We start from the raw sequence: 22052 nt of genomic DNA on the forward strand, positions 1-22052 counted from the left end.
TATGAGTAAAAAATTAGCAGTATATCTTGGATTTTTTCTGATAAGCTTTTCTTCATTAACTGCTCAGAAAATAGACCGGAAGAAAGTAGTGCAGCGTCACAATGTGGTCAACATAAAAGCCGATACCCTTTCTACTTTAACGGTTGGAAACGGAAAATTTGCCTACACAGCCGATATTACCGGAATGCAGTCGTTTCCTGAATATTACAAAAATGGAGTTTCCTTGGGAACCCAGTCAGAATGGGGCTGGAACAGTTTTCCAAATACTAAAGATTATACATTTGAGGAAACATTAAAAGCATACGATTTCAACAATGAAGGACGTAAAGCAATGTACAGTGTGCAACTTAAAGAGCCTGAACGAAATAAAGGAGCCGTTGAGTATTTCAGAGTCAACAAACATCGTCTGCAATTAGGAAATATCGGTATTGAACTACTTAAAAAAGATGGTCAGAAAGCAAAAATTTCAGACCTTACCAACATTCATCAAAAAATTGATCTTTGGACAGGAATTATAACAAGTGAATTCTCACTGGACGGAATTCCTGTAAAAGTCTGGACGGCTTCTTTTCAGAACTCTGATAAAATCGGAGTTAAAATTGAGTCTGATCTGATTGCTCAAAACAGGTTAAAAGTTTTCGCACGCTATCCTTCTCCTACCGGACAGTTTTTGGATGACGCTGCTTTTTATGGCAATGAAAACGATCATACGACAAGAATTGTTTCTTCACAATCAACGCAGGGTATCATTCATCATCAGTTGCAGAGTGCAGATTATTATACCCAGTTTTATTTTACAGAAGGGAAATTACGAGAAGCAGGGAAACATTATTTTGTATTAGAACCATCTTCAAAAAGCAAAAAAATAGAATTAAGTGTTGAGTTTTCAGCTAAAAATCCGAAAAGCAGGAAAACATTATTTGCTGATGCAGAAAAAGAAAGCGCTTTGGGATGGGAACTTTTCTGGAAAAGCGGTGCAGCAGTTGACTTTGAAGGAAGTACAGACCCCAGAGCCAACGAATTGGAACGCAGGGTTGTTCTGTCAGAATATTTAACAAAAGTACAATGCGGAGGAAGCAACCCGCCACAGGAAACAGGATTAACCTTCAACAGCTGGTACGGAAAACCACATACAGAGATGCATTGGTGGCATGGTGTTCACTACGCTTTATGGGGAAGACCTGAGATTTTAGAAAAACAACTGGATTATTATTTCAGGACTTTTGAAAAAGCAAAAAAATTAGCAGAAAGACAAGGCTACAAAGGCGTAAGGTGGATTAAAATGTCTGATAATGAAGGAAATGAAAGCCCATCTTCTGTGGCTGCATTCCTGATCTGGGAACAACCGCACATCATCTATATGACCGAACTTCTGTACCGCGATAAACAGGACAAAAAAGTTTTGAAAAAATATAAAGACCTTATTTTTGCAACAGCCGAATTTATGGCAGATTATGCTCATTATGATAAAGAGAAAAACCGTTACAATCTAGGAAAAGGCGTTATTCCCGCACAGGAAGTTTTCCCTGCAAAGAATACGTACAACCCGACTTATGAAGTGGCTTATTGGGATTGGGCACTGAAAGTTGCTCAACAATGGAAGGAAAGATTGGGGCAGCCTAGAGATAAAAAATGGGATGAGGTTATTGCAAAACTAGCCCCGCTTCCTATTCAGGATGGCGTTTATTTATCAACCGAATCTGCAAAAGATTCTTTCACTTTTCCGAAATGGATGACTGATCATCCGGCTGTTCTGGGAGCATTAGGAATGGTTCCTGAATCCCCGAAACTGGATAAAAAAATTATGAAAAACACACTGGACATTGTTTGGGAAAGATGGAACTGGGAACACACCTGGGGTTGGGATTTCCCGATGACGGCCATGAACGCCGCAAGACTGGGGCTTCCAAATAAAGCTCTGGATGCACTTTTTATGAATATTCAGACTAATACCTATCTTAAAAACGGTCATAATTTTCAGGATAAACGTCTTCGTATTTATCTTCCCGGAAACGGAGGTGTTTTAACGACTGTTGCCATGATGCTCGAAGGCTGGGACAGTTCCAAAGGTAAATTTCCGGGTTTTCCAAAAGACGGTTCATGGAAAATAAAAGCGGAAGGTTTTAAAAAGATGCCTTAAATTTCATATTCATATAGTAGTAGTAGTTAGAGTCTGCCTTAGGGTGGGCTTTTTTTATGCACTAGTTTTAATTTTTTCAAATCCAAAGGCTGATAAATTCCGGCTAAACAGTTCACCGAAAGTACAGGACAGTCTGTTGATATGTTTAAACTAAATTAGCCGTAAATCAGATGAGATGGACAAACCCAGACACTTTACACGCAGAGACTTTTTACAGACTTCAGCCCTTGGGATCACAGCTGGGGTTCTGGGGTTGTCATTTACAGGTTCATCTTCCGACAAACCTTATTTCGGTTTAAAACCAATTGGGCGTACCTTTTCATTGGAGAACTATTACATTTGGTGTAATTCTCCAATCTGGGGCGAAGACGGTAAGGTTCATCTTTTTTATTCAAGATGGAAAAAAGAAAAAGGGATGGGCGGCTGGCTCAACGGTTCTGAAATCTGCCGTGCAGAAGCAGATTCTCCCTATGATGAATTCAAGCATAAACAAATTATTCTTACCCCTAGAGGCGGCGAATTCTGGGATGCCACGACCTGTCATAATCCTTTAATTACCAAAGTAAAAGATGAGTATTATCTTTTCTACATGGGTAACCAAAACGGAAAAACAAATACCAAAAGAATAGGGCTTGCCACTTCAAAAAGTCTTGACGGAGATTGGGCAAGGCCGCAAAAACCTCTGCTACTTCCCGGAGAAAAAGGCGCATGGGACGACCATTGTACTACCAATCCTGCTTTTATAAAAGGAAATGATGGAAAATTCTGGCTTTTTTATAAATCCTGGAACACCGAAGAATATGAAAACCAGAAAGGTCCGGTAAGAGGAAACCGAAAATACGGACTGGCAAAGGCTGATCACCCTTCAGGTCCTTACGAGAAAATGAAGAAAAATCCAGTCATCGATTTTTCATTACAGCCTGACAATGCCCAGCTGGAAGATGCTTTTATCTGGAAACAACATGGAAAATTTCATATAGTAGCCCGTGATATGGGGTTCTTTAACCATGAATACGGTTTACATTTAACTTCCAGGGATGGCCTTAACTGGTCCAAACCGAAAATTGCTTACCTTGATATGAAAAGTTATATTAAGGAACCTGTACCATCCAGTCATTTAAAACGATTCGGAAGATTAGAACGTCCCATGATTTTAATGGACAAAGACGGTATAACCCCTAAATTCCTGTTTGGAGCAACACAGGGAGGAAAGTTTGAAACTTCTACCTCTTTTGTCTTTGAAATTACAAGCACTACAATTTAATTCTCAATTCCTTCTTTGTTTCTTTTACTTTTCTAATTACCATGTCAAGGTATATTATTAAGTTTTTTGCATATTGTATTTAACTTTGTATACTAAAATTCTATTTTTCCGTTATAATTTATAGTAAAACCATTGCAATTACAATTAATATTATAAATATTTGTAACTTGCCTTAGCCCGTTCGTTAACCTTTAAATTATTCTTTAAACTGAAATAAACATCTCCTACTTTAACATCATGGCAGAAACATTTGAAATAATAATCAATGAGCATTCCAGAGTTCCTAAATATAAACAGATTGTAGATTCTATTCTCAATGGAATTGATAGCGGAGAGATTAAGATTGGTGAGAAAATCCCTTCTATAAATGAACTCAGCGAGTCGTGCTTTCTTTCAAGAGATACGGTAGAAAAAGCGTATAAAGAACTCCGGAAAAGACAAATCATCGAATCTGTAAAAGGAAAAGGATATTATATTTCACGGATTAATAAAAATGATGTGATCAATATTTTCTTCCTGATCAACAAACCGAGTACTTATAAAATGATGATTTATAATTATTTCGTCAATGCAATCGGTACCAAAGGCAATATTGAGATGTATATTTACCACTGTGACGAAACACTTTTCATTAATTCTTTAAAAAAGAATCTTGGCGGATTTGACTATTACGTGATTATGCCCCATTTCCGTGACGAACAGTCTAAACATACCAGCTCAACACAGCAGGTTTTAGATATGATTGAACAGATCCCGAAAAACAAGTTGCTGTTGTTAGACAATACCAAGCCTAATATTTCCGGAGAATACGGCTCTATTTTTCAGGATTTCGAGCATGATATTTATAATGCTTTAAAGGAAGGTTTAGACAAAATAAAGAAATACGAGAAGATAATTTTAGTGTATCCCGACAAATCCATTCATCCCTACCCTTTCCGTATTGTACGGGGTTTTGAGAAGTTTTGTAAAGATTTTACACTGGATTATGAAATTCTTGACGAAATTTATCCCGATATGGAATTGCAGGATAAAGATATTTTCATCACGATTCGGGAACGGGATCTGGTGAACCTGGTTAAGCAAATCCGACAGAAAAACCTTGAACTAGGCAAAGACATCGGAATTATTTCCTATAATGAAACGCCTCTTAAAGAACTACTGGGAATTACGGTAATTACTACAGATTTTAAAGCTATGGGAGAATCTGCTGCCTATATGATTCTGAAAAATAAAAAAGAATCTGTGAATAACGTCTTTAAGTTTATTCAGAGAGATTCTTTATAAATAGTTATGCAATCGATTACACGAATTATACTTTCGAATTTAGAATAAAAACACTTTTAAATACTATCAAAATATATTATTCAATTATGATTAAAAAATTAATTTTTGCCATTGGTTTTATGATGGCAATAAGTATTTCAGCACAGAAAATAAGTGATAAGGAGGCTGTAAATGCTGTTGCCGAAAAGTTCAGATTAGCGATGATAAGCGGAGAAAAATCTGATTTAGAATCTTTAATCCTGCCGGAATTAACTTACGGACATTCAGGAGGCCATATTGATGATGCCAGGGAATTTGTAGAAAAACTGGCCAGCAAAAAGTCTGATTTTGTAACGATTAATATTACCAATCAAACAGTAAGTATTGTTGGTAATACAGCCATTGTCCGTCATCATTTTTATGCAACGACTGCTGATGCCGGAAAAGCACCAGGAGATGTGACGCTGGATATCTTATTGGTTTGGGTAAAAGTAAAAAATGACTGGAAGCTATTGGCGAGACAGGCGGTTAAGGCGGTGAATGCTGAAAAGAACAAATAAATTTTCAAATTATCATAAAAAAATTCGCAAAGCTGTCTTTGCGAATTTTTATTTTGAAGTGGTCATTTTTTTAACTCAAAGTTTTATTTATCATACTGCCTATGTAAGTGAGCAAAGAATGGAATCAATAAATTGATTCTAATAAAGCTAACTTCATCAGCAACTTTGTTGCAATACTTTGCTTCCTTAAATAATGCATTTTACTATTTTAAATCTTCGTTTAAAAATATTTTGGAATCCGCAAACAGAATTTTACATTTTGACTAAAGTCAATAAGAATCTGTTACAATGAAAAACGGGCTAAAGCCCGTTCCAATTGAATATTAATATAACCTTAAAGATTTTATTTCACTCTGAAGTTTTGCAAATCTTCCGGTTTTTCACAGCAAACCTGTTCCATCACCTGTCTGAACTGCATTTTAAGCATTTCAATAATATGGTCACCGCCTTTGTCACCTAAAGCTCCTATTGCATACATGAAAGTCCTTCCCATAAAGGTAAATTCAGCACCACAACTTAAAGCGCGGGCAACATCCGGGCCGGTTCTTACACCACTGTCCATCATAATTTTGATCTGACCTTTATATTTTTCGCTGATTTCTTTCACTACAGCAATCGTAGATTCACCCGCATCAAGCTGTCTTCCGCCATGATTGGAAATAATCATTCCGTCGAAACCTAAACGAACTGCTTCTGCGACATCTTCGTCTGAAGCGACACCTTTAATGACTAATTTTCCTTTCCATTTGTCACGAATCGCCTTGATTCTGTCTGAATTCAATCTGCCGGAAAAGGTAGAATTCATAAACTGTCCTAGCTGTTTCACATTCATATTTTTATCCATATACTTATTCATCGTTGCAAAACTCGGAACACCATGTTTCAGCATCTCTAAACACCATTGCGGCTTTACCAAAGCCTGGGAAACATTTCGGAAATTAATTTGAGGCGGCATTGATAAGCCATTTCTTATTTCTTTTGCTCTGTATCCAAAAGTCGGAACATCAGCCAAAACAACAAGTACATCGTATCCGGAAGCTTCACAACGGTCGAGAATATCATCGCGCAGCCATTCTTCTTTCGGATGGTATAATTGATACCAGGCTTTTCCCTCTGTTAATTCGGAAATTCTTTCAAGACTGCTTGTTGTAACTGTACTTAATATGAAGGGAATATTATGTTTAAAAGCAGCTTTTGCCAAAATTTCGGGAGCATTGGGCCACATCAGTCCCTGTAACCCAACGGGAGAAATTCCGAAAGGCGCAGAATATTTTACTCCAAACAATTCAGTTTCCATGTTGGTTTCACTGTAATTATTCAGATAACGTGGACGAAGAAGAACTTCTCTTAGTTCGCTCGTATTTCTGTCCCGGTTTATGTTTTCATTGCAACCGCCATCCAGGTATTCGAAAGCGAAACGGGGCATTCTTTTTTTTGCCTTTTCGATTAAAAGTTCAAGCGAAGCGTAACGGGTATCAAATGGAAATGCCATGTTTTATAAATTAAGAATTAACGGTTGAAGCACTTTCATCTGATAATGCTGCTGTAAAAAAGTTTCGTCTATTTTTTTGTTCGAAATCACCATGGAAGCTCCCAATGCAGAACCCAGCGGAGAATGTGTAGACATCACATTGTAATGCTGAAAATGATGAGACATAAGCTTCATAAATACTTCATTATCAGTGAATCCGCCATCGATATAAATGTTTTCGATATCTGAATTTCCGATTGCATTTTTGATGGTATGAATCTGTAAATCCATCAGTTCTATCATTAATTGATGATATGCTTCTTCAAAAGTAGTGAATGATTTTAAATCTGTTTCACTGATCATTTTTCGTTTTAAAATAATTCCTTCAAAGCGAAAATAGATATTTTTATTTTTCATTAAGCGCAAATACAAACCCTGATCAAACTGCACTTCTCTGTGGAAACCATATTCTTTTCCGTAATAAGCACATAGTTTTTCAACCTGGATTTTGTATTCATTTCCCATGAAAAGACGGGATGCTTTTACACGTTTCCCATCAATTCGCATGTAATTCAGACAATTATTTTCTATATCTTCATCAATTAGGCTTTCATCATTAAAAGGATTTAACGAAATACTCCAGGTTCCCGTTGAGAGAAGTAAAAACGGTTCTTTTTTGCTTAAAATATAAGGTAATAACGCTGAAGAACTGTCGTGAATCCCAACACCGATTTTAATTTTTTTATTTCTGTAAGAAGTATTGATACTCGCAGAAGTCGGTACAATTGGTGGTAATAAAGCGTCTATTTCTTCTTCATACACCCAGTCGTGATAGTCAGCTTTGTCGTAATCCCACAAATTGGTGTGACAGCCTATTGAAGTAAATTCCGACACACAAATTCCGGTAAACAAATACGATAAATATTGAGGTAAATGAAGGCTGTGACGGATTTTTCTGAATATTTCCGGATGCTTATATTTCAGCCAGAATAATTGCAGACCTGAATTAAGCATTCCAGCCTGGGGTGATGCTGTTTCACGGGCAATTTTCTGTTTGCTTCCATGCTTTTCATAAAATAAATCAAGAATTTCCTCATCCATCGGTTTGGTGTAATTGTACAATGGAGTCAGAACATTTCCTTTCTGATCCAGATGCACAAAACTTGCTCCATATGTGGAAAAATTGATGGCTTTTACTTCATATTCTTCATGATCAAGAATGGCATTAAAATTATCTTTTATCCAATGCTGCAAGGCTGAAAGGTCTTCCGCAGGATAATTATCTTCATCAGTAATGAGTGGTAATTCTGTATATTCCCGGACAACTTCTTTATAATTCTTATCGAATAAAAAGAACTTTTTATTGGTCTTTCCAATATCAAATACAATGGTTACCTTTTTTTTAGACATTTCTGGGATGAATTTTTATTTTTTGTCATTGCAACAACGAAGCGGCAAAGCAATTTATTTTTTTTGTTTTAACACAAGTGACGCTACTATCTTCACAAATGTCACAATGCTGATTTGTGATATTTGATTCGTGTTTCAATAATTTTAAATTTAGTTATTGAAACACCATTAAGGAGTGTTCAGATGATACGATGAATTAAGAAAAAATCCACTTATTTCTTAAGCAGCAAAAAGCAAGATCCTACCTCCAAACACTTTCAACCTTAATGATAAAAATATAAGGATACATATAATAAAAATTTTCGATTGCACTCAAAAGTTGAAATTATCAATTTTAAAAAAGGGTTTTATAATCCCGTTGCTTTGGTTTCTAGGCCTCTTTCAATAATTAAATTTTCTCTCACCTTTAAACTCCTGTAAGCTGCGATCGGATCTAAAGCAGCACCTTTCTGCAATCTTGCAGCTCTTAATAATGGACGAACATCTGTTCTGTAGGCGTTTTGCAAAATATCCTGCGCACCAACGACATCATTATTCAGCTGAGCTGTTTTTAATGCTTTCTGATCAACCAAAAGTGCCTGTGCATAAGCAATTAGGATAGCTTCCAGAGACTGTAATAAATCTTCCAACGGATCTTTAATATTATGGCTTGCATCGATCATCCAGGCCGGATAAGGGTTTTGAGGATTATTTTCCATTCCGTATACCAATTCATTGAAAATCAAGAATAAAGCATAAGGCTTAATGGAACCTACCGTTAAGTCATCATCCCCATATTTGCTATCGTTGAAGTGGAAACCTCCTAATTTTCCTTTGTACATCAAGGTTGCAACAATCTGCTCAATATTGGTATTCGGTAGATGATGGCCTAAATCTACCAACGTATAAGCTCTCTCACCACAAGCATTTGCCAACATAAACGAAGTTCCCCAATCCTGAATGGTTGTTGAATAAAAATTCGGTTCGTAAGGCTTGTATTCAATGAAAAGTTTCCAGTCTTCAGGCATTTCTGCATAGATTTCTTTTAAACTTTTCTCTGTGTTTGACAATGCTGTCTGAAAATTCAATTGTCCCGGAAAACTTGCTCCGTCCGCCAGCCAAACCGTTAAGCTTTTTGAATCTAATTCTTTTCCTATCCTGATCACTTCTTTGTTGTGTTCTACGGCATAGGCTCTTGAATCTTCGTTCACAGCGTTCAAAGAACCGAATTTATAAGAGTGTTTAGCGCCTGCCTGATCCTGGAATGTATTAGAATTCATGGCATCTAAAACAAGTCCGTGAGATGCAGCTACTTCTTTAATGGCCTTCACATCAGTTGGAATATCCCATGGAATGTGTAATGAAACAGCTCCTGCAGAATGTGTTAAAGTATGAATTAAACCTACATCATCTAATTTTTGCTCTAAAGAAGAAGGCTCACCACCATAAGAAAATCTTCCAAAACGGGTTCCTCCCGCTCCTAAAGCCCAGCTCGGAATAGCCACCTGGAAATCAGCAATTTTGTTGACAATCTCAGCAACATTAGCTCCTGATTTTGTTAATTTATTTTGTAGAAAATCGAAATCTGTCGTAAAGTTTTCAATTTCTGTTTTGTTATATTGTTCAATGATATCTTTTCCTATAATCATGCTTTGATTTTTTGAATTGATTTATAGATACAAAAGCTTTTTATTTTTAAACACTTTAGAACACTTAAGCTTTTAAAAAGTTTAAATCAATGAAAATAAAAAGTCCATATAAGAAGAAAATCAAAGATTTTCAAAAAACTTAGGTGCTCTTTTTTACATTTTTATAGTTAACTTAATAAACTTAAGTGTCAAAAAACGCTTTTGTGGGTACTGTTTTTAATCTGTTATCTTGGGAAAGCATTTGCCATCCCTCCATCTACATTGATGATGTTTCCTGTGGTTTTATCTAAAATAGCAACGCATGCAAAAACTCCGTTTGCAATATCTTCAGGAAGGATAATTTCGTTTAATAAATTTCTCTTTGCGTAAAATGCAGGCAGTTCTTCAACAGAAATTCCGTTTGCTTTTGCACGGCCTTCTGCCCAGGATCCTTCCCAGATTTTACTCCCTACAATTACCCCGTCAGGATTTACAACATTTACTCGGATTTTATCTGTTGCCAACTCTGCTGCCAATAATCTTGTCATATGCTGTTGAGCAGCTTTTGCAGTTCCATATGCCACGTTATTTGGGCCGGCAACCAATCCGTTTTTACTTGCAATATTAATGATATCTCCTCCCAAGCCTTGCTTTTTCATGATCTCCACCCCATTTTTAACCATCAAAAACTGACCTTTCACCAAAACATTTTCCAATAAATCCCAGTCTTTTGTAGTGGTATCTTCCAAGGATTTGGAAATCGCCAAGCCAGCAGAATGAACAATGATATCTACTCCACCGAACGCTAAAACTGTGTCTTTAAAAGCATTAGCAATAGCCTCTTCATTGGTTACGTCACAAGTAACTGCTACAGCCTGATCCTTGCTGTATTTTTCTGTAACAGAATCTAAAGCTTCCTTATTCAGGTCTGTAAAAACAACGACTGCACCTTCCTGAATCATTTTGTCAGCAATAGCCTGCCCTATTCCACCTCCAGCTCCTGTAACAACAGCAATTTTTCTTGACAATGGCTTTTCTTTAGGCATTCTTTGCAGTTTCGCTTCTTCAAGCAGCCAATATTCAATATCAAAAGCTTCCTGTCTTGGTAATGAGGTATATTCTGAAATAGCCTCTGCTCCACGCATTACGTTGATTGCATTGACGTAAAATTCGCTAGCTACACGGGTAGTCTGTTTATCTTTTGAGAAACTGAACATTCCTACTCCCGGATAAATGATAATCACGGGATTCGGATCACGCATCGCAGGGCTGTTCGGGTGTTTACAGTTTTCGTAATATGCTTTGTACTCTTGTCTGTATTGTTGGAAAAGAGGAGTTAATTTTTCTAAAATAGCTTTAGAATCACTTAAATCTTCATTTTTATCTAGAGTTAAAACTAATGGTTGAATCTTAGTTCTTAAAAAGTGATCCGGACAGGAAGTTCCAAGTGGTGCTAAACGCTCCAAATCATTACTGTTTATATATTCCAGAACCACATCACTGTCTGTAAAGTGACCTATCATTCTGCTTTCGGAAGAAGCCAGACCACGTAACAACGGCATCAACTGAGCTGCTTTATTCTTGCGCTCATCAGCTTGAAGAGATTCTACTTTTTGACCACCGAAAACCTGTCCTTTTTCTTCGATTTTTCCAGCAATATATTCAGAAGCCATTTCGATAACTTCCAAGCTGTTGATGTAACATTCATAAGAAGTATCACCCCAGGTAAATAATCCGTGGCTTCCTAAAACAATTCCTCTGATTCCGGGATTATCATTTAAACATTTTTCCAATTGTAATCCTAAGTCGAAACCCGGACGCTGCCATGGAACCCAGCCCATTGTATCACCCCAGATTTCTTTTGTAATTTTTTCGCTGTCTTTTGCGGCAGCTACCGCAATTAAAGCATCCGGATGAAGGTGGTCGATGTGTTTGAATGGAAGTAAACCATGTAAAGGTGTATCAATGGAAGGTGCTTTACTGTCCAGATCAAAAATACAGTGATTGAATAAGCCCACCATTCTATCCTCATCTGCTAATCCCTGGTACACATTTTTCAGGTTTCTTAATCTTTCTGTGTATAATCCGGCAATCCCTTTTCTTGTTAGTGTTCCGATGTCACCACCCGAGCCTTTCACCCACATCACCTCAACATCTTCGTTAGTTAAGGGATCTTTTTCGATGGTTTTGCAGCTTGTATTACCTCCTCCGTAATTGGTAATTCTTAAATCTGCCCCTAATATGTTTGAGCGGTATAAAAATAAAGCCACCTGATCATTTCCGAAAGATGCTGCTTTGCTTTCATCCCATAAATAGTCTACGTATTTGAATGTTTTTACTTTTTCCATTGGTTTACTTATATTTCTGAATTTCTATCCAAAATTAGACTGTAATATTTTTTACAGCATCCCGTACTATACTGGTAAATACTGTATTTAAAGATAAATTAATGTTTAAATTCTTGTCAGTCAATTTATCTTTATAAAACAATCCGGCTGAGGATATTTATAATTACTATTTTGTGATTAAAAAGATTGGTTTAAAATATACTTTGAGGTTAATTTGATTAATATCCGGGAAGCTGAGACAGATTTGGATTATCAACTAACGGATGACCTGCCGCCTGTGCTGCAAAAGGCAGCAATTCTGTTTTATTCGGTACAAATCCATAGAAAAGGCCGTCTCCTCCACCTTCTATCCAGTTTGGATACGTTCCTCCGTTTTCAGCTGAACCGGTTGGTTTGGTATAGATGATACTACCGATCTGAAGCTGGCCTGCAGCAGCTCCGATAAATCCGGCTGTCCTTTTTGCATTGCTGTTAAATGTACTGTTATAAGCCTGGAACATATTCGCAGGATACCATTTATCATCTGTTGTAGTGGTTTGTCCGTGTGCTACTGCAATATCTCGTAATGCGGTCTGATAATTCTCAAAGCCTGCAGAACTTGTGGGAACATTAGTAATTACTGCAATTTCTGCAGGGTTCGTAATATCAATATATTTTAATGCTAAAAACGGATCACCATAAATCTGTGCATTTTTTTCCAGCTTATAAAGTCTGTAAACAGGTGTATTTGCATAGGCTCCCGTTTTGTTTGAAAGGTTTTTCATCGCTTGTTTTGTTGCATCAATTTCGCTTGCCAAACGATTCATACGAATCAAGTCTGTACGAAGATTAAACTCTCCTGCAAATTCCCATTTACGTTCCTGAACAATAGCGGCTTCAAATGCCTGCTGACCAGACGGAGCAGGTACAGAACCAATTCCTGCACGGTTTCTTACCTGCATTAAAGCAGTGGTTCCTGCAGCGGTAGGTCCGCCGTTTAGATAGTTCTGAGTTTCTGCATACATTAATAAAACATCTGCATATCTTAAAACAGGAATATTTAAATTACGGGCGTCTGCAGCCTGGGGCGCAATACACCATCCCATTCTGAATTTACCTGACAGGATACATGAATATGTAGTTCCGGCATTCACCCAGGTGTCACTTGCATTACCATTGTTTAAGAAATATACACTGTAAGAAGTACAAGAAACGTCCCTACGTGTATCTCCCTGATTAAAAGACAAATAATAACTAGGAAGAATGAATTGCAATGCCTTTCTAGATCCATACGTTCCTCCACGAGACCCTTCATTAGCGTAGACTCCGAAAGCTGAGTTTGTATTTGCCCCGTATTCTGCAACCTGCCAAAGAATCTCAGAGTTTGTGACTGAAAATTTCCTTTGGCAGAAATTGAACCACAAGGCTTCAAAACCACTTTTACCGCCCTGAGCCTGAACCAAAGAATTGCTTCCTCCGTTAATAATAGCCGCACAGGCATTATCCGCAATCTGATACAACTCCTGAATTCTGCTGTTATCACTACGGCGCGACATCATGGCTCCACTTCCGGTATTCAGATCCCAACGAAGGGAATATCCTGCTGCGTAAAGAGCAATTCTTGCCAATAGGGCATTCACTGCATGTTTTGTTAAACGTTCTGTTGTTGCATATCCACTTTGTCCAAAACCTGGAACGTTGACTACGGATTCCTGAAGATCAGCAATGATATGATCATAAATTTCGTCTCTTGAAGTACGTTTTGGATACAATGTATTCGGGTCATTCGGATCCATCTCATCCAAAGGTTTAAAAACTGAAGGAACGTCTCCGTAAACACGAATTAAATTATAATAACAAAATGCACGGATGGCCTTAACTTCAGCTAATAAAGCATCACGTTTTGGGCTTGCTTCCATTTTGCTTAATCCGCTGACTGCAATATTTGTTCTTTCAATAACGGTATACATCGCAGAGTAAATTCCTGTTACCGTATTGGGGGTATATGCATCATATTGATAGTTGGCAATATTATATTTGGAATTATTGGTAGAGCCATCTTCTGAAGAATGGGTTACTGTGTCTCCGGCTCCTAACTGATAATACATTTCTGTTGGAACTATACCTCTGTAACAACCCAGAACAAACATTTCTGCAGTATCTATATTTTTAAATACGGATTCTGTATCCAATGAATTGTAAGCGGGTTGATCCAGAAAATCGTCACTGCATGAATTCATCGCTAAAACAGCAACGAAAATTGAGGGAAGAATGACTAATTTTCTTAGAAACATGGGAGTATTATATATATATTTCATGATTTTAAATATTACATCATTAAAAAGTTAAATTAAGGCCAAGAACATAGCTTCTCGAACGGGGATACGTAGAACTGTCGTACCCAGGTGTAACAGTCACCCCGCTTGCTGCAGAAACTTCAGGGTCATAACCTGAATACCCTGTAATTGTTGCTAAATTGTTAACAGTAAAATAGATGCGGGCATTGGACAACATTACTTTATTCAAAAATTCTTTAGGAAAAGAATATCCTAATGTCACCTGGGCAATTCTCAGATAAGAACCGTCTTCTACATAGTATGATGATGGGTAGGCAATATTTGAAGTGTTTGTATTGCTTAAACTCCAAAGGCTTGAGTCTTCGTTTGGATTCAGTTCTTTTAATCTTACTAAATTGGTTGTTGCCAGCCCCGTATTAGGATCAATCAGATGATAATAATTATTCCCGAATTCTGAAGGAACATTCTGGAACATCGCATATGGGCTTAAGCTTTGTTTAGTGGCATTATAAATATCATTTCCAACGCTAAATTTCATAAATACAGCCAGGTCAAAACCTTTGTAAGAGAAATTATTACTGATTCCTCCGATAAAGTCCGGAGTACCGTTTCCGATCTTCTGCATTTTTCTTGTAAACTGATCTCCTGATTCATTATCAGCAGCAAATTTCATATCGCCCGGTTTAGGAGTTCCGGTTGCAGGTTTTACAACGCCCGGCTTTAAGGTTAAAGATCCGTCCGAATTTTGGGTAAAGTCATCCGTAGTGTAAACTCCCTGATAAATATACCCGTACATATCTCCCAGTTCTTCTCCTACCGTTGCATAGTAGGTCACCATTCCCGTTCTGCTGCCTCCTACACTGAATGTTTTATTCAGTTGTCCGTTCTCAAGAGAAAGAACTTTAGATTTGTTAAAAGAGATATTAAGATCTGTCGTCCATCTGAAGTTTCCGGATTTTACATTCACCGTATTTAATGTGAATTCCATCCCTCTGTTTCTCATAGAACCGATATTCTGGTACTGTCTCGAATATCCTGAAGAAACGGGAAGTACACTTTCGAAAAGCATTTTGCTTACGTTATTATGATACCATTCGGAAGTCAATTTAATTCTGCTATTGAAAAACGCCAGATCTACACCAATATTGGTAGTTCTCAGCTCTTCCCACTGAAGATCACGATTTCCCCAGTTTGTACTGGTAACGTATGCCGGATATCCCTGAGTATTGTTTATTGGATAATCTGTAAGCAAAACATTGGTTCTCCATAAGTTATTGGAGACACCATTGTTACCTGTTACTCCATATTCAATTCTTAATTTAAAATCATTAACGATTTTATCAATCTTATGACCCTGCCAGAAATTTTCCTGAGAAACACGCCATGCACCTGCTACAGATGGAAAATACCCCCAGCGGGATCCTTCTGCAAATTTTGAAGAACCATCCGCACGTATTGTTCCTGTAATTAAATAGCGATTATCATAATTATAATTTACCCGGGCAAAATAGGAAAGTAAGCTGTTGCTTGATCTATCTGTATTTTTATCGGCAACCGTTGCGTTGGCAATATCATCCAGTCCGAAATTAGGATATGGGAATTTTGTAAGTTTCATGCTGCTTCCCTCGGATTCTTCATACCAGATTTCGTTCCCTATTAAAGCATTTAGTTTATGTTTTTCACCCAACCTTTTATTATAATTCAAAGTATTCGTGATCTGATAACGGAATGTTTCTGCATTGGCGATATTGCCATTGATCCCTGTGTTTACAGGATCTGTGAGGAACGCACGGGAGTTTTGATCTGAAAATGATGTTGATTTGCTGTTTATCCAGCTATATTGTCCGGCAGTTCTCCATGTGAAGTTTTTCAGAAAGTCAAATTCGATACCTGCATTGGCTACGAATGTTCTGGTACGCTTGTTTGAAGTTGAAGCCTGGGTTTCTATGTATGGGTTTTCTGTATCGAAACCAGAGTCCAGCGCTGAAAAATCCGGGAAAGTCTGAGTGTTGAACAAATGATCCTGGGTAAATAATGTACCACCGGTAATAGGCTGAAGAAGAATTTTTTTCATTCCTGAATAAGCTCCTCCACCGTTTACAGAATTGTTCGTAAACATGGTATTGAAATCTACTCTTACCCCTTTATACAATTCTGAATTGATATTGGCACGTAATGAATTCCTTGTCTCACTATAGTTTTGAAGCAAACCATCCTGTTTATTGTAATTATAACTGATGAATGCCTGTGTCTTATTATTTCCTACAGAAACGTTTACGTTGTGGTTCTGAGTTAATCCCGTTCCTCCCAGCATTTTTTCCTGCCAATCTAATGCAGAAGCAGATCCGTAGCGATTGGCAATTCTCTGATTGGCTCCGGAATAGAATCCCGGTGCATCGGTTCCCAGATTATTATCAAAAACATTACTCCACGCTGATGGTTTAGACTGAAGAACTCCCAATTCGTACTGATACTTTACATATTGTTCCACATTGGAGAGCATATCCAGTTTCTTTGAAAGCATATCAAATGACATGAAAGTATTGTAGGTGATAGTCGTTTTTCCTTTCTTCCCACTTTTAGTTTTAATAACAATAATACCGTTGGAACCACGAGCTCCGTAAATGGCAATGGCAGAAGCACCTTTCAGTACATCGATACTTTCAATATCATTGGGATTAATCACATTCAAAGCGTTATCCAATTGGAACCCGTCTACAATATACAGCGGATCGGAACTTTGAGTTATGGAGGAACCACCTCTGATCGTAACGTTGGCATTGGCACCCGGAGCACCACCTGCTGTTACGATATTCAGACCTGATGCTCTTCCCTGCAGCGCCTGTAAAGCATTCATTGCCGGTGTAGCTGCCAAATCTTTTGCAGAAACTGAAGAAACAGATCCTGTTAAGTCTGACTTTTTAACTTTACCATAACCGATAACAACCACTTCCTCAATATCTTTTGTGTTTTTCACAGAATCATTTACCGTCTTTTGCCCCCAGACAAAACTTGTTGAAAGCATAAATGCCGGAAAGACGATTCGCTTTATATTTTTATGTTTAACTATTAAAGACATATGTTAATTTTTATGTTACCAAAATACACCGTTACAAAAATCCGGGCATCCTGCAATATCCTGTATTTAAATATTAACGATTTACCACAATCAGCCACGATATTTAAGTTATATTTTAAAATAAACAACAAAACAATTGTAAATCACTAATTATTTTATAAAATACTTAACTAAACCGCGAATTAAAAATCCCTCTATTTTTAATAAAAGACACTGATTTTTCAGTGCCTTTAAAAGAGCTAAAATTCTAACTCTGAAACTATATGAATGGATGAATGTGAAATGAATTTTATCGTAAAGAATTTCCGTATCCTACAATCAAAATAGAAACAAACATTACAATCATTCCGCCAGAAATGGTTATAATTGTTTTTTTGGAAACTCCTTTCCATTCATTGATGATAATTCCCCATAAATTGGCAATAAAAATGATAAAGGCCATGTGTAAAATCCATGAGCTGGCGCCATTTCCCATTTTACTTTCGCCCATACCATAAAAGAAGAACTGTAAAAACCACATAGTTCCGGCAAGTGCACAGAAAATCAAGTTACGCACCACCGGTACGTTTCTTTTGGTATAATCGGTATAAGATTTATTTTTAACAGCTAAGTACAAACACCCGATCAGATTGACTGCCATACCACCCCAAAGCACAACAATGTAGGTTACATTATTTTGAAAAAGGAATTCTCCCTGATCCGGGTTAGCTATTTTCCAGGCTTCATTGGCTGCGATTGCCATTGGCTTTCCTGCTTCCAGTCCGAAGTTAAAACATGCACTTAAAACACCGGATATGATAGAAACGATTAATCCCAACCCGAATTTATATTCCGTTTTTACTTCTAGACCATGAGGATCTGTTGAATCGGTTTGTAACTCTTTTTCTTTCATCATTCCTGCTTTTCCACTAATGATGATTCCGATGACACAAACCAGAAGTCCCAGCAAAACAAACTGTCCCCATTGGCTGGAAAACAGCAAACCGATATTGTCTTTTCCTGTTTGTGGAGAAAATTCATAATAAATGGAAGGAACGAGTGATCCAAACACCATACAAAGCCCCAAAATAATGCTGCTTCCAAGTGCTACTCCAAGATATCTAACGCCCAAACCATAAGTAAAACCGCCAATTCCCCACAAAGCACCAAACAAAAACGTCAGCCCCAATATGGAAGAGCTTTCATTCTGAATGATTTCCCAAAAACCGGGAATGGTAAGAAATGCCGCAAGAGGCGGCACAATGATCCAGGAAAAGACGCCTCCAATTAACCAATAGGTTTCCCAGGACCAGCCTTTTACTTTTTTATAGGGTAAATAAAAGCTGCCTGAAGAAAAACCTCCTAAGAAGTGAAAAAAAACTCCTAATAATGCATTCATAATTTATCTTATGGATTGAATTTGAAAATTAATACTATGAAATCGATTGCGCATCTTGTAGTGTCATGTTGTAATATTAGTTTCTTAACGCTCCTGCTTTCTAAATCGATACATTCACTCAGTGAAAATTAACTATTTTGAATATTCGTTTATTTTAATTGATACACTTCACTTGCAGCAAGCAACAGACAACCTAAACCATAATCTTCAAAATCAGGCTGCTTATCAATGGCAAGCGGCTGACCGTCTTTAGGTTCTTTTCCTGTTCCCTGAACCCAGCCTAAAAATCCGTTCGGCTGAACAGAATCTTTTACAATTGCGCTCCAGGCTTTTACGAGAACGGGTAAATATGTCTTTTTATCAATCAATCCTTTATTAAGCCCATAGGCCATTCCATACACAAAGAGAGCGGTTCCCGTCATTTCTTTACCTCCGAAATTGCCAGGATCATGCAGACTTACATTCCAAAAGCCATCTTCCCTCTGAATGGGTAGCAAAGCTGATAACAGATCTTTATAATCCTGTAAATATTCCTTATAATGCGGATCAGATTCCGGGGTATCTTCCAGTGTACGCGCTAAAGCTGCAACTACCCAACCGTTTCCGCGGCTCCAGTAGCAATCTTCGCCATTGGGTTCTTTATAAGGGGGAACGAAGCTTTTATCCCGCCACCAAAGTTTGTCTTTTGGGTTATATAAACCATTTCCTCCATGCTTATATTTCGTAAAGGCATACATCTCATAATTTTTATCGAAATATTTTTGTTCACCTGTAATTCTGCCCAGCTTTGTAAAAATCGGCATTCCCATTTGGAGCGCATCAATCCACCACCAGTCATCTGATTTTTTAGAGGCAATCATACTGTCCATAGAAGCTTTGACAAATTTTATTCTTTCCGGATTTTTTTTGCCGTCAATTTCATAAAGATCCAGATACGTTTGTCCGCAAGCCTGGTTGTCTGCATTACGGGTATAGGTACCGCGCATCATGTCCCAATTGTGTTTTTGAGACCAGTCGATGGCGTAATCGTAATACTCTTTTTTAGGATCTATTTTATACAGAGCCATCAGTCCTTCATAGTAAACAGCCCGTGTCCACAAATTACTTGGCCATACTTTTTTTCCGACAACTTCCTTTCCCGCGTCCGGCCATTTGTTCATGAAATATTGATTTGCCCTGCGTGAAACGTCCAAAACTTCTTTTTTATCCGGAAGATTAACGTTTTTTGCCACCGTTTGTTTCTGAACTGAGCAGGAATATAAAACTCCAAACATCGACGCAAAAAAAACGCCTCTCATTAGTACTTGCTTCATAATTATTTTATTTTAGATAATTAAAGGATTAAGGTTGATTTAAGGTTTAACTGTATAAATATTTGGCAATGGAGCTTTTGAAACAGATTCATCCAAATAATAATCAGTATGAGGAGGCTGGTTGTAGCCTACATTTTGCCAAACAATACTCAATCGGTATTGCGGATTATGCATCATCGTATACAAACGGTGCTTCGTAGGAATGGTAGAACTGAAAACCCGAAGCTCCTGATTATCTGATGTTCTGTAAATCAGCTCTTCCCGCCAGTCTCCAAATAAATCGGCAACCAGAGAAGGATTTTTCTTAGTGCCATTGTTAGATTCGCACTGAAAATCCTTAGCATCAAAAATGAGATTGGACTTTTCTTTATTCCAATCCCATTTTGACACAGAAGTTCCGTCTAAAATTTCGCTTAAAAAATCCCCATCCCAATAAATTCCCATATTACAGGCAGGATTTTTATCACTTATTTTTCTTCCTTTAGTATCGTAAATACCTTTCACACCAGCTCCTGAAGCCCACGATTCTGAACCTTGATAGCGGGGATCAATATTTAAGGACAGTCCTCTTCCCGGTCCTTGAAATTTGCCCTGTTTACTATAAATCAAAGAAGGTAGTTTCCATAAAACCTTACCCGTTGCACCTGCTCTGAAATGGGCACCCGCATCATCAAATCTTTCCTGAATATCAAAAATTTCCAATCCCGGAGAGGAAGGATCCAGATCACCAACGTGCAGTGCATCACCGTGACCAAAGCCCGTGCTGTTCAAGACTTTTCCGTTATTATCAACCGTCATTGCACCAAAAATAATTTCATCTTTTCCATCATTATCTACATCGGCAATGCTCAGGTTATGATTTCCCTGACCACGGTATTTTTTATTTTCTTTTGAACTTTCCGTATCAAAAAGCCATCGTAAACTGAGTTTTTTATCCTTATAATCCCAGGCAGCGATTGCCGTTCGGGTATAATAACCTCTCGACATAATAATGCTGGGTGTTTTGCCATCCAGATAAGCAACTGCACCCAAAAACCGGTCTACCCTATTTCCTTTCGCATCGCCCCAGGTTTCGGTAAGCTGTTCCGGAGTCGGATTCAAGCTGCCCTGAAATCTCGGAACAATATAATGAACGGTATTAATTTCTTCGCCTGTTTCACCATTAAAAACAGTCAAATATTCAGGACCGGAAAGGATAAACCCGTTTTCATTCCGGTAATCTTTGGAAGGATCCCCGATGAATTTTCCTTTACCATCTCTGCTTCCATCTGCCGTCTTCATAACGACTTCTGCTTTGCCGTCCTGGTCTAAATCATACACTAAAAATTGTGTGTAATGCGCCCCTTCCCTGATATTTTTTCCTAAGTTAATTTCCCACAAGAATTTTCCGTTCAGTTTATAAGCCTGAATAATGGGTTCATCTGTAAAGCCTTTCTGACTGTTGTCTTTGGATTGCCCCGTCTGATGAAGGATAATTTCATATTCACCATCTCCGTCAAGATCGGCAACAGAAGCATCGTTGGGCGTATATCCCACCGGAGTTCTTAAAGGAATTGAAAAATAAGGTTTTTGATTAGCAGCATACTTCGCAGAATCCTGATCAATCTCCCGTTCCTGGGTATTGGATCTTACGAAATAAGTGTAATTCTTTGTTTTGTCTGCCGTTGTATCTAAAAAACTGGTTTCGTTAAGCAATGGTTTTTCGTTCAGCTTTTTGCTTTTATTATTTTCAATACGATATAGATCAAACTGAATATTCTGAGGTTCTGTACCCAGTAAACGCCAGCTCACAAAAATTCCTGTTTCTGAAGGTACTGCAACAATTCCTCTTTTTAAATACTCCATTTGCCTTTGTGCTGAAAGGAGCTGTGAAAAAAAAATGATCAGTACAATAAAGTTATATTTTATATTCATAATTCTGAACTATTACATTAATATATAAT

At 37.6% G+C, this 22052-nt stretch carries 13 protein-coding genes; 4 read left to right on the forward strand and 9 right to left on the reverse strand.

Features of this window, described 5'->3' with window-relative positions:
• The first annotated feature begins 1 nt into the window (after position 1).
• The 4 genes from OL225_RS10640 to OL225_RS10655 all read left to right on the forward strand — a co-directional run bounded on the left by OL225_RS10640 (position 2) and on the right by OL225_RS10655 (position 5227).
• Positions 2–2140 (forward strand): hypothetical protein, encoded by a 2139-nt coding sequence (locus tag OL225_RS10640; RefSeq protein ID WP_264518229.1) that lies wholly within the window; start codon positions 2–4, stop codon positions 2138–2140.
• A gap of 175 nt (positions 2141–2315) precedes the next feature.
• Positions 2316–3404: a twin-arginine translocation signal domain-containing protein gene (locus tag OL225_RS10645; RefSeq protein ID WP_264518230.1), complete on the forward strand. Its 1089-nt coding sequence runs from the start codon at positions 2316–2318 to the stop codon at positions 3402–3404.
• A 237-nt stretch (positions 3405–3641) separates the two neighbouring features.
• Positions 3642–4688: a winged helix-turn-helix domain-containing protein gene (locus tag OL225_RS10650; RefSeq protein ID WP_213278846.1), complete on the forward strand. Its 1047-nt coding sequence runs from the start codon at positions 3642–3644 to the stop codon at positions 4686–4688.
• Between the two features lie 86 nt (positions 4689–4774).
• Entirely contained in the window at positions 4775–5227 is a 453-nt protein-coding gene (locus tag OL225_RS10655) for a nuclear transport factor 2 family protein (protein ID WP_264518231.1), read from the forward strand.
• A gap of 343 nt (positions 5228–5570) precedes the next feature.
• Here the strand turns inward: OL225_RS10655 and OL225_RS10660 are convergent, their stop codons facing one another.
• The 9 genes from OL225_RS10660 to OL225_RS10700 all read right to left on the reverse strand — a co-directional run bounded on the left by OL225_RS10660 (position 5571) and on the right by OL225_RS10700 (position 21954).
• Positions 5571–6719, reverse strand: a complete 1149-nt coding sequence (locus OL225_RS10660; RefSeq protein ID WP_264518232.1) for an alpha-hydroxy acid oxidase — start codon at positions 6717–6719, stop codon at positions 5571–5573.
• Between the two features lie 3 nt (positions 6720–6722).
• Positions 6723–8108: an FGGY-family carbohydrate kinase gene (locus OL225_RS10665; RefSeq protein ID WP_264518233.1), complete on the reverse strand. Its 1386-nt coding sequence runs from the start codon at positions 8106–8108 to the stop codon at positions 6723–6725.
• 347 nt (positions 8109–8455) lie between these two features.
• Positions 8456–9736: a TIM barrel protein gene (locus OL225_RS10670; protein WP_264518234.1), complete on the reverse strand. Its 1281-nt coding sequence runs from the start codon at positions 9734–9736 to the stop codon at positions 8456–8458.
• A 224-nt stretch (positions 9737–9960) separates the two neighbouring features.
• The gene (locus tag OL225_RS10675; protein WP_264518235.1) at positions 9961–12063 is read right to left on the reverse strand and encodes a bifunctional aldolase/short-chain dehydrogenase; all 2103 of its coding nucleotides are present in this window, start codon (positions 12061–12063) and stop codon (positions 9961–9963) included.
• 218 nt (positions 12064–12281) lie between these two features.
• Complete coding sequence (locus OL225_RS10680) at positions 12282–14360, reverse strand: RagB/SusD family nutrient uptake outer membrane protein (RefSeq protein WP_264518236.1); 2079 nt, start codon at positions 14358–14360, stop codon at positions 12282–12284.
• 19 nt (positions 14361–14379) lie between these two features.
• On the reverse strand, positions 14380–17418 hold the full coding sequence (locus OL225_RS10685; RefSeq protein WP_264518237.1) for a SusC/RagA family TonB-linked outer membrane protein: 3039 nt from the start codon (positions 17416–17418) through the stop codon (positions 14380–14382).
• A 289-nt stretch (positions 17419–17707) separates the two neighbouring features.
• Positions 17708–18796 (reverse strand): L-rhamnose/proton symporter RhaT, encoded by a 1089-nt coding sequence (gene rhaT, locus OL225_RS10690; protein ID WP_264518238.1) that lies wholly within the window; start codon positions 18794–18796, stop codon positions 17708–17710.
• A gap of 149 nt (positions 18797–18945) precedes the next feature.
• Complete coding sequence (locus OL225_RS10695) at positions 18946–20109, reverse strand: glycoside hydrolase family 88 protein (RefSeq protein ID WP_264518239.1); 1164 nt, start codon at positions 20107–20109, stop codon at positions 18946–18948.
• Positions 20110–20148: 39 nt separating this feature from the next.
• Positions 20149–21954, reverse strand: a complete 1806-nt coding sequence (locus tag OL225_RS10700) for a rhamnogalacturonan lyase (RefSeq protein ID WP_264518240.1) — start codon at positions 21952–21954, stop codon at positions 20149–20151.
• Positions 21955–22052 lie beyond the last annotated feature (98 nt).

Source organism: Chryseobacterium viscerum (assembly GCF_025949665.1).
GTDB classification, from domain to species: domain Bacteria; phylum Bacteroidota; class Bacteroidia; order Flavobacteriales; family Weeksellaceae; genus Chryseobacterium; species Chryseobacterium viscerum_A.